At 40.3% G+C, this 9322-nt stretch carries 8 protein-coding genes and 1 pseudogene; 5 read left to right on the forward strand and 4 right to left on the reverse strand.

Going from position 1 to position 9322, the window contains the following annotated elements; translation table 11 throughout:
- Positions 1-209: 209 nt before the first annotated feature.
- Positions 210-1058, forward strand: coding sequence for a heterocyst master regulator PatR (gene patR, locus BGL89_RS20235; RefSeq protein WP_286827331.1), 849 nt, complete (start codon positions 210-212; stop codon positions 1056-1058).
- 37 nt (positions 1059-1095) lie between these two features.
- On the opposite strand, the gene BGL89_RS20240 is transcribed toward patR, so the two are convergent.
- Positions 1096-1599 (reverse strand): hypothetical protein, encoded by a 504-nt coding sequence (locus tag BGL89_RS20240; protein WP_286827332.1) that lies wholly within the window; start codon positions 1597-1599, stop codon positions 1096-1098.
- Between the two features lie 186 nt (positions 1600-1785).
- Between BGL89_RS20240 and BGL89_RS20245 the strand changes: the two genes are divergently transcribed.
- Entirely contained in the window at positions 1786-2721 is a 936-nt protein-coding gene (locus tag BGL89_RS20245; protein ID WP_286827337.1) for a lysylphosphatidylglycerol synthase domain-containing protein, read from the forward strand.
- Positions 2722-2786: 65 nt separating this feature from the next.
- Here the strand turns inward: BGL89_RS20245 and BGL89_RS20250 are convergent, their stop codons facing one another.
- A complete protein-coding gene (locus BGL89_RS20250; protein WP_002792758.1) occupies positions 2787-2987 on the reverse strand; it encodes a hypothetical protein in 201 nt (66 codons plus the stop codon).
- A 153-nt stretch (positions 2988-3140) separates the two neighbouring features.
- Positions 3141-3497, reverse strand: a complete 357-nt coding sequence (locus tag BGL89_RS20255) for a hypothetical protein (protein WP_286827333.1) — start codon at positions 3495-3497, stop codon at positions 3141-3143.
- A 114-nt stretch (positions 3498-3611) separates the two neighbouring features.
- Between BGL89_RS20255 and BGL89_RS20260 the strand changes: the two genes are divergently transcribed.
- Positions 3612-6938: an AAA-like domain-containing protein gene (locus tag BGL89_RS20260; RefSeq protein ID WP_286827334.1), complete on the forward strand. Its 3327-nt coding sequence runs from the start codon at positions 3612-3614 to the stop codon at positions 6936-6938.
- Between the two features lie 93 nt (positions 6939-7031).
- Here the strand turns inward: BGL89_RS20260 and BGL89_RS20265 are convergent, their stop codons facing one another.
- Entirely contained in the window at positions 7032-7862 is an 831-nt protein-coding gene (locus BGL89_RS20265; RefSeq protein ID WP_286827335.1) for a Ycf66 family protein, read from the reverse strand.
- A gap of 165 nt (positions 7863-8027) precedes the next feature.
- Between BGL89_RS20265 and BGL89_RS21390 the strand changes: the two are divergent.
- A pseudogene (locus BGL89_RS21390) lies at positions 8028-8216 on the forward strand (WD40 repeat domain-containing protein).
- Between the two features lie 35 nt (positions 8217-8251).
- A complete protein-coding gene (gene holA, locus BGL89_RS20270; RefSeq protein ID WP_286827336.1) occupies positions 8252-9235 on the forward strand; it encodes a DNA polymerase III subunit delta in 984 nt (327 codons plus the stop codon).
- Positions 9236-9322: the final 87 nt, after the last annotated feature.

Consider the following 9322-nt stretch of genomic DNA (forward strand, 5'->3'; position numbering starts at 1 on the left):
AGGTGCGGAACCCCGCAAGGGAAAGAAGCAGAAACCCAAATCGTGAGGTTTGGGAATCACCGTCCGTTTACGGCGGTGAGGATGTCAAGGTTTTTAATATACTAGATGACAGTAGAGTCGCCCTAGAGGGTTATTGTAACCCCCCAGATCGCGCTTTTGACTTGCTTGATTACTAATTTACTATGTGTCTCCGCCGCTAGGAGTGTGATATGAATCGTCCTGGGAATCGGTTTACCGAATCACCGAAAACCCCCCCGACTCCTGAATTTCCACTTCAGGAAGTCCCCCTTGAATCCCCCCATACCGAGGCTGATTTAGCCGTAGAGTCAGCCACCCCCGCAGAAGTCAAACGTCAACAACCGATCCCCCCTCCCAGTCATCTGCGGCAGTATCGGGCGATCGGTCTCGTCTATGGCCATTATCAGCGATCGGAGGAACAATTAACTAAAGGCAATATTTTAACTGCCGATGGTACTCCGATCGATTCTGTGATTCTCGGTCGAGTGATCAGTTTGGTCAAAAATCATCTCGATCTGGAAAAACCGCATCTTTGGGTGGTTTATCCGCGCACCCGTCAGGAAAATGATGCCCTTCATGTTCAGATTGTCGGTGTTTGGGAACCAGAAACCCTGAAAAAGGAGGATGATCAGGAGATAGAGCCTCTCCTCGCTTCTACCCCGGGTTATTTCTCGATTCGAGGCGAAGTCATCTTTACCGAACGGGAAAATCAAGCGGTAGTGGTCAAAATCCGACAAATGCCCAAAACTGAAGCAGACAAACCCAAGTTTTTTAAACTAAAATTGCGCGGCACTTTACCTGGTAAACCGATCAGTCGTTTTTGGGATTTTCAGGTACAACTTAAAGGAGATGCCTTAACCATTTTGGAAGGTTTAGACCTCGGTTTTGCCAGCAAGAAAAAACCGATGGGTAAGGGAGGTTTTAAAAAGCCTTTTGATAAAAATCGTCATCCCTCGGGGGAAGGAGAAAAACGACCTTTTACCCCCGGACAATCCCCTATCCCTCGGCCTTCCCGACCAAAACCCGTATCGGAAAACTAATTGTTTTCTAAGGATGGGTGAGAAACCCATCCCTAGTCTAGGATTTGGTTTTGGGAGCTATTTGATACTTAGTATTAGGAATATAAGCGCGAATGTTATAACTATAATCTGTTCCCAAAATCTCGGCGATAAAAACCGCTAACTGAGTGCCTAAAATCGCTTCATCGGCAGAACTAAAAGATTTATAATCTTCTATTAACCATTCTTGACCACCATTAACTAAAGTACATTGAAATGTACCGAGAGATTCGGCGATTTCTGTATGTTCTGTATAGTTTCTCGTTCTTACTTCCCCCCTACTATCTGCTCTCAAACATAATTGATTAAGTTCTGAATAAAATTTGGCAGGAATTTTGTCTAAATCACCCCCTTTAGTCACCCAATGCACAAAAAGATGAAAAGACCAAGGAAGATTGAGGTAGAGTAGATAAAATAAACCCAGAATAATTGTTAAATATAAGGAGGAAGTCAGGAATTTATCATATTTCCTTTTTCGGGATCGATTTAAACGTTTAGCTAAATCTAGCTTTGATCTTTTCATAAATTTTAATGAGTCAAAAGTAATTCGTAAAAAGTAAGATGTATAAAAAAATCTGGTTCTTCGTTACTTGGTATGGTTCGATAGGGGGGCATAAATCGACTAAATCCTTATCTGGCAAGAGATTTAATTGATTAGTTCGCTCCTTTCTATATAAGGGTTACATCCCTTATAACCCCCGTCCATTGCATAACACAAACCGAAGAGCCAAAAATCTGGCGTTTTGCTCCGATTATCCTGTCTTTGAGTTTATTTATTCTAGCGGTCTGGGCAATTAGTCAAGAATTTAAACACTACACTTTTGCTCAACTGTTGGCTAGTTTGGATCATCTTACCACAAGTCGTAAGCTAGAAGCTATTTTTTGGATGGCTTTGGGTTATTTGTCGATGACGGGTTATGATCGCCTAGGTTTTTATTATATCAATCATCCCTTAGCTTTAGGCACTATTATCCGCGCTGCTTTTATCAGTTATGCTCTTGGTAATACCATTGGTTTGACCTTATTTTCTGGGACAGCAATTCGTTATCGTTTCTATACTCCTGCGGGGGTGGGGGTGGTGGATATTGCCAAAGTTATTACTTTTACCCATTTAAGCTTTTGGTTAGGAATGTTAGGGATTGGTGGTTTAAGTTTCCTCCTCGATCCCCAACGGATTCCTCAACTTTTAAAATTACCTTTTTTAACTACTAAACCTTTAGGAATAATTTTTTTATTGCTGGTTACGGGATATTTTTTCTTGACTCTCACCTATAAAAAACCAATAAGAATCGGCCAAGAAAACATCTATTTACCCTCTTGGACTCTTTCCCTGGCTTTGATTTTGTTGACTTTTATTGATTGGATATTAGCCGCTAGAGTTCTCTATCTTCTTCTCCCGGGCAGCTACAATACTTCGTTTTTAGGATTTTTCGGTCTCTATGTATTTGCCATGACGGCAGGGGTATTAAGCAATGTGCCGGGGGGAATAGGTGTTTTTGAGTTTATCATGCTGAGATTACGGCCAGAATATGTATCTAATGCCGAGCTTTTAGGTTCTTTAATCGCCTATCGAGCTATTTATTATTTCCTGCCTTTAATTGTCGCTTTTGTCTGGTTGTTGGGTTACGAGGCGCGCAGAAAATAAGGTCTTCAAATTAGCTTAAACGGACAAAAAAAGTCCCCATGCCGTCATAGCTGGGGAGCATCAATCTAGTAGGCTAAAGTTTCTAAAGTTTCCCGTAGATAGGAACAAATGCGAGCATCAGCATCGTCTCTATTTTTACCTGATTCTAGTTGTTCTTGCTGCCAACGCCGAAAACCGGAACTAGCGGCGATGGCTTGTTTTAAATGCTCCCAAGTGTGATGATCTTTATGAAGTGGGGTGTCAGAAAATGTGGTAGAGTTGCCCATCTTTACCTCTGGTGGTAGGGTTGCACTTTTTAACTTAACTTAAAAATCGCTGAAAATTCTGATAACTGGGACACAATTAGGCAGAAAAAGGTGTTGCCTAGCGGGAAAGCTGCGGGGATGCCAACACCTTTTTTGAGGAAATATAGCAGATTTTTAGGAGATTTGGCTGGTTTCTGCCGCTTCTTCCGCCTCCACTGCGGCATTTAAAGCTGCGGGGGGAATGGGGATAGGAAATACCGACGGCAGGTTAGCGGCGGCATCTTCGGGAGGCTGTCCGGAGTGAAAACGACGGTAGCTTAAAACACCGGCTACGGTGATTGCTCCTGTAGCGGTGGCAACCCCTAAAATAAGTTTGTTAGGATCGACATGGAAGCTGTTATTGCTGCCAAAAATGCCTTTAGCTTGAGCGAAAGCACAAGCGGAGGCACTGCCAGCATCAAGAGTACCTAAAACAATACCACTGACGAGGGTGGCACTAACGGCGATGGAGGTGAAAAAAGTTTTCTTCATAATTGCCTTGGAGATAGGTTGTCAATAGCGATTATCCTTGCATTATATATATCTAAATCACAATTGTCTATTTTATTTCTGTTGGTGACATTAAAATAACTTTGTTTAAGAATAATGAATTATCAATATCGTGTTGGGGGTAGTCTTGCCTATAACCATCCTACCTATATCGAGAGAAATGCCGATCGAGAACTGTTAACGGCGTTAAAAAACGGTCAATTTTGCTACGTTTTTAACTGTCGTCAGATGGGTAAATCCAGTTTAAGGGTACGAGTGACCCATATTTTACAGCAATTGGGCATGGATTGCGCGGCGGTAGATATAACCAGTCTTGGTAGTAATGACAATTTATCCCAATGGTATAACGGGGTGATTACCCGTTTGTTTTTAGGATTTAATCTGACGGGAAAAATTAATCTTAAATCCTGGTTGCGCGAGCGAGAGGATTTACCTCCCGTGCAGCGTTTGGGACAATTTATCGAGGAAGTTTTATTAGTTTATTGTCGGGGAGAGAAAATCTATATTTTTATTGACGAGATCGATAAAATTCTCAGTTTACAGTTTTCTCTAGATGACTTTTTTTCCCTGATTCGTTATTGTTATAACCAAAGAGCGGAAAATGCCCAGTATGAAAGAATTACTTTCGCTTTATTCGGTGTTGCTACCCCAGCAGATTTAATTCGCGAAAAGACCCAAACATCTTTTAATATCGGCCAGGCGATCGAATTAACAGGATTTAATCTTGCAGAAATTGCTCCTCTAGCCGCGGGATTATCCGGTCAAAGTAATTATCAACCCGACTGGTTAGAAAAAGTTATTTTTTGGACGGGAGGACAGCCATTTTTAACCCAGAAAATCTGTCAGCTATTGCTGGAAAGTAATTTAGATATTGAGACGCTGATCAAAGAGAGAATTATTAATAATTGGGAATCTCATGATGAACCAGTTCATCTGCGAACTATTGCCGATCGCTTGTTAAGAAATCAAGACAAAGCGGGTCGTTTGTTAGGCATCTATCAACAAATTTTAGAAAAAGGTGCAATCCTGTGCGATGATAGTCCAGAACAAGGGGAATTAAGGTTATCGGGGTTAGTGGTAAAAAAGGATAATCAATTAGTAGTTTATAATCCTATTTATCGAGAAATATTTAATCTCAATTGGGTGGAAAAACAATTAGAGCAATTGCGTCCCTACTCAGAAGCGATTGCCGCTTGGCAACAGTCTAATTATACCGATGAATCGCGGCTTTTACGCGGAAAAGCTTTAAATAATGCCCTCGATTGGTCTCAGGGGAAAAGCTTAAGTAATCTTGATTATCAGTTTTTAACTGCTAGTCAAAATCTCGATAAAAGAGAGGCAGAAATTAGCCTAGAAACTCAGAAGCAAGCTAATAAAATTTTAGCAATTGCTCACCAAAAAGCCACCAAGAGAATTAAAATTGGCTCAGTAATTTTAATTGCTTCTCTTTTGGGTTCTCTCTTAGCTTTTGTTCAGGTAAAACAAGGGTGGCAGCAAGTAGAAACCGCTCAAATAGGTATTAAATTACAGCGCCAGGGTGATAGTTATTGGCAACAATTTCAATTTGAACAACTAGAATCTTTAATTGCGGCCATGCAAGCAGTAAATAGTTTAAAAAATATCGTTACTGATGACCAAACCCTAGGTAAATATCCTGCTACCAGTCCCATTATTACCCTACAACAAATTTTAGAGCGCATTCAAGAAAAAAACCAACTGCAAGGACACCGGGGAACTATTTATAGTGTTAGTATTAGTTCAGATCGTCAAAAAATTGCCACTGCTTCTCAAGATGGGACGGTAAAAATTTGGAATCAAAAAGGTGAGAATATTCAAACTTTGATAGGTCATCGAGGAGCAGTTTATAGTGTTAGTTTTAGTCCCGATGGTCAAAAAATTGCGACCGCTTCCGAAGATAAAACCGCCAAAATTTGGAACTTGCAAGGGCAAATTTTAGTCACCTATCCTGACCATCAAGAATCAGTTTATAGTGTTAGTTTTAGTCCCGATGGTCAAAAAATTGTCACCACTTCCAGGGATAAAACCGCTAGATTATGGAATTTATCAGGTCAAACTTTACAGGTATTTAAGGGACATAAAAGATCGATAGATGCAGCTAGTTTTAGTCCCGATGGTCAAAAAATTGCCACCGCTTCCCGGGATGGTACGATTAAAATCTGGGATTTATCAGGTAAAATTATCTTGAGTTTAGGTAAAGAAAATATTGAGGCTTTTTATAGTGTTAATTTTAGTCCCGACGGTCAAAAAATTGCCGGAGCAGCGGCAGATAAAAATGCTAAAATCTGGGATTTACAGGGAAATTTAATAGCTACTTTCCGGGGACATCAAGATTTTGTCAACAGTGTTAATTTTAGTCCTGATGGCCAGTTTTTAATTACTGCATCTAGTGACGGTAGTGCTAAAATTTGGGGAATGCAAGGGGAAGAAATAACTACTCTCAGAGGACATCAAGAATCAGTTTTTACTGCTGTATTTAGTCAAGATGGAAAACAGGTGGTAACTGGATCGAGTGATGAAACGGCTAAAATTTGGCAACTGAACAATTTAAATCAAGCTAGGACTGATAATACCAGTGTTAGCATTAATTTCCAGGGCAATATTATCGCTATTGCTAATAAAGATGGTCAAATTACTTTACTCGATTCCCAGGGAAAAAAAATTAGAGAATTTGCCACAAAAATGCGCTCAATCTATAGTATAGCTTTTCATCCCGATAGTAATCAGATAGCGATTACAGGAAGAAATGGAAAAGTACAAATCTGGAGTCAAAAAGGAACAATGCTTCAAGAATTTACTGCTAGTCAAGTACCGATTTATAGTCTTGCTTTTAATGGAGAGGGAACAGCAATAATCACGGGAACAAGTGAGGGAAAAGTTCAATACTGGCATTTAAGTAATCATCCACCTCAATTGATTAATTCTTGGACAGCCGATGATAGTATTATATATGATTTGGTGTTTTCTCCTGATCATCAAAAAATTGCTACTGCTACTCGAGGAAAGATTAAAATTTGGGATTTGCAGGGCAATCTTTTCGAGGAGATTAAAACCGATTCTTTTCCCGTTTATGGAGTTAGTTTTAGTCCCGATGGTGAAAAAATCGCCGCTATTTCAAGGGATGGTACAGCTAGACGCTGGGACATGGACGGAAATTTGCGATCGGAGTTTAAAATAGAAGAAGATATCGTCTATGGGATCACTTTTAGTCCTAATAGTCAAGAGATTGTGATTATTGCTAGGGATGGTCAAAAGCATCGGTGGCCCTTAGAAACGGAATATAATTATTTACAAAAATTGCTCGATCGAGGTTGTCTTTGGTTAGAAGATTATCTCAGGAATCGTCCCGAAAAACGAAAAGCTCTATCCCTGTGTACTAGGAAAATAAAACCATTCACATTTTAAACTTGGTTTGACTGGGTGGGGGCAAAGTTTAAATTAATTGGTTAATTTCTTGAGTAATTATTGCCTAACCCACCCGCTAAATAATCTTAAATTTTAATCCGATGAGGGGGGATTTTCTGCGCTTGGCGATCGAGTTTCTGGGGGAGTATCTTCTCCGATAGTTTCTTCTGGGGACAAATCTTCCTCGGTAACTTCAATAATCACCGTTTCGCTAACAGCAATAGTTTCGACTTCAACATTTGCGACAGGTTCAGTCGGGGGAATTTCTGGGGGATTTTCGGAAGAGTTGATCTCTTCTTTTGCCAAATCAAAATCATCGAAATCATCGAAATCATCGAAAGTTTCATCATCATCAATAATTTCTGCGGCTTTTTCCCCAATTTCTGTCACTGATTCTGTAATAGTTTCCCCGATAGCCGCCGCTTTTTCTATAACGGGGTTCACCGTTTCTTGAGCTTTTTCCTCAATTTCTGTCACTGATTCTGTAATAGTTTCCCCGATAGCCGCCGCTTTTTCTATAACGGGGTCCACCGTTTCTTTAACCGTTTCTTTAACTTTTGCCGCTACTTTCTCAGCTTTAGCTTTAGTTTTAGGGGATTGAGAGGGAGTAACTTTCCCGAGACGATTGCCTAACCAACCGACAATAGTAAATAATTTAACCGGTTTGTCGGGATAAAAAAGTGCTTGTCTGAGTTTGAGAGTTTGCCAAGCGAAAGCAATAAATAAAATGGCTGCGGCAACTTGTCCCAGGAGGATAGCGCCTGTAATCCTTCCCGCGCACAACCAGAGGACAAGGGCATAGAATAATCCTACCGCACTCCAGAGAAAATCATCTTGACGGTGGCGATCAGGGGCGATAAAAGCGGTGGTGAGGAGGTACAGACTACTCAATCCCACAACGACCGCTAGGATATAGGGCAACATTTGCGATTCTCCTTTGACATTTCCTTTTTTATTGTGCGTTATTTGGGGTCGATCGAGTCTATTTTTTGATTAATTTTCAAAATTATCGAGTCAGATCGTCTTTAACTGTGTTTATGAATAGCCATAGTTAATATTAGGAAATTCTTGGTTTATCCTCTCATGCTTGTGCCGATCAGATTAAACAAGCTTTCAGACCAAACGATTAAGTTTTGATATTTAACAAGCAAAGAGGAATTAGGAACCCTTGATCAACCCACAGACAAACTGTTATCTTTAGCAATTAGTGCCGATGGTAAATATTTAATTATTGGTATTGCTGACAAAACTGTAAAAATTTGGGAAAATGGGCAATAGTAACAACTCAAGATAACTGCTATAAGTAGAAACTTATGCCGACAATATTTTATTGGGGAGAAGATGAATTTGCTATTAACCAAGCGGTGAAAAATCTGCAAGCAAAACTTCTCGATCCCAATTGGATACAGTTTAATTATGATAAAATTAATGGTGATCGCAATGAAGCAATTATCGAGGCCCTCAATCAAGCGATGACTCCAGTTTTCGGCATGGGAAATCGTTTAGTTTGGTTAGCTGATACGGTTATTTGTCAACAATGTTCCGAGGATATTTTCCAGGAATTACAGCGCACTTTGCCCAATTTACCCGAAAATTCCTATCTGTTATTAACCAGTGCCAAAAAACCCGACTCCCGCTTAAAATCGAGCAAGTTTATCCAAAATCAGGCGGAGGTTAAAGAATTTGAACTAATTCCGCCTTGGAAAGTCGAGGAAATTGCCCAAAGAGTTAGGGAAATTGCCAAAGAAGTGGGGGTAAAATTAACTTCCGATGCGATCGAACTCTTAGCTGAAGCGGTGGGAAATAACAGCCGCTTGCTGTGGATGGAGTTAGAAAAACTGCGTTTATTTAAAAATAATTCGGCGGGAACTATTGACAAAAAGGACATTTTAAGCTTAGTCAATGCCAGCAATCAAAGCAGCTTACAGTTAGCCAGTGCTATTTTAAAACGGGAGACAGGCAAGGCCCTAGAATTAGTCAATGAATTATTAAATCGCAACGAGAACCCCCTGGGTATCACCGCCACCCTAGTGGGTCAATTTCGCACTTGGGCAATAGTGAAATTAAAAATTGAAGAAGGAGAAAAAGACGACAAAAATATCGCCGCCGCCGCCGAAATTGCCAATCCCAAGCGACTATATTTCATTCGCAAAGAGATACAATCCTTTTCTTCTAAGCAACTTCTCGCCACCTTGCCCATACTTCTCGAATTAGAATATCGTCTCAAGCGGGGTGCAGAACCTTTGGCAACTTTGCAAACAAAAATTATTGAACTTTGTTGTTTATTGGTGACTTAATAGTTACTAATTCTGTACGCAAACGTCGCACTTTGAATCAGCTTTGTACGCTTTGACCCGTACAGGGCTAACTACAAGCCTCTCTAT

It is taken from the genome of Microcystis sp. LSC13-02 (assembly GCA_002282935.1).
Lineage (GTDB): Bacteria > Cyanobacteriota > Cyanobacteriia > Cyanobacteriales > Microcystaceae > Microcystis.

Bases quoted from the DNA above. Each gene is read 5' to 3' on its own strand.
- patR (WP_286827331.1), top strand. From the start codon at position 210: ATGAATCGTCCTGGGAATCGGTTTACCGAATCACCGAAAACCCCCCCG.
- BGL89_RS20240 (WP_286827332.1), bottom strand. From the start codon at position 1,599: ATGAAAAGATCAAAGCTAGATTTAGCTAAACGTTTAAATCGATCCCGA.
- BGL89_RS20250 (WP_002792758.1), bottom strand. From the start codon at position 2,987: ATGGGCAACTCTACCACATTTTCTGACACCCCACTTCATAAAGATCAT.
- BGL89_RS20255 (WP_286827333.1), bottom strand. From the start codon at position 3,497: ATGAAGAAAACTTTTTTCACCTCCATCGCCGTTAGTGCCACCCTCGTC.
- BGL89_RS20260 (WP_286827334.1), top strand. From the start codon at position 3,612: ATGAATTATCAATATCGTGTTGGGGGTAGTCTTGCCTATAACCATCCT.
- BGL89_RS20265 (WP_286827335.1), bottom strand. From the start codon at position 7,862: ATGTTGCCCTATATCCTAGCGGTCGTTGTGGGATTGAGTAGTCTGTAC.
- holA (WP_286827336.1), top strand. From the start codon at position 8,252: ATGCCGACAATATTTTATTGGGGAGAAGATGAATTTGCTATTAACCAA.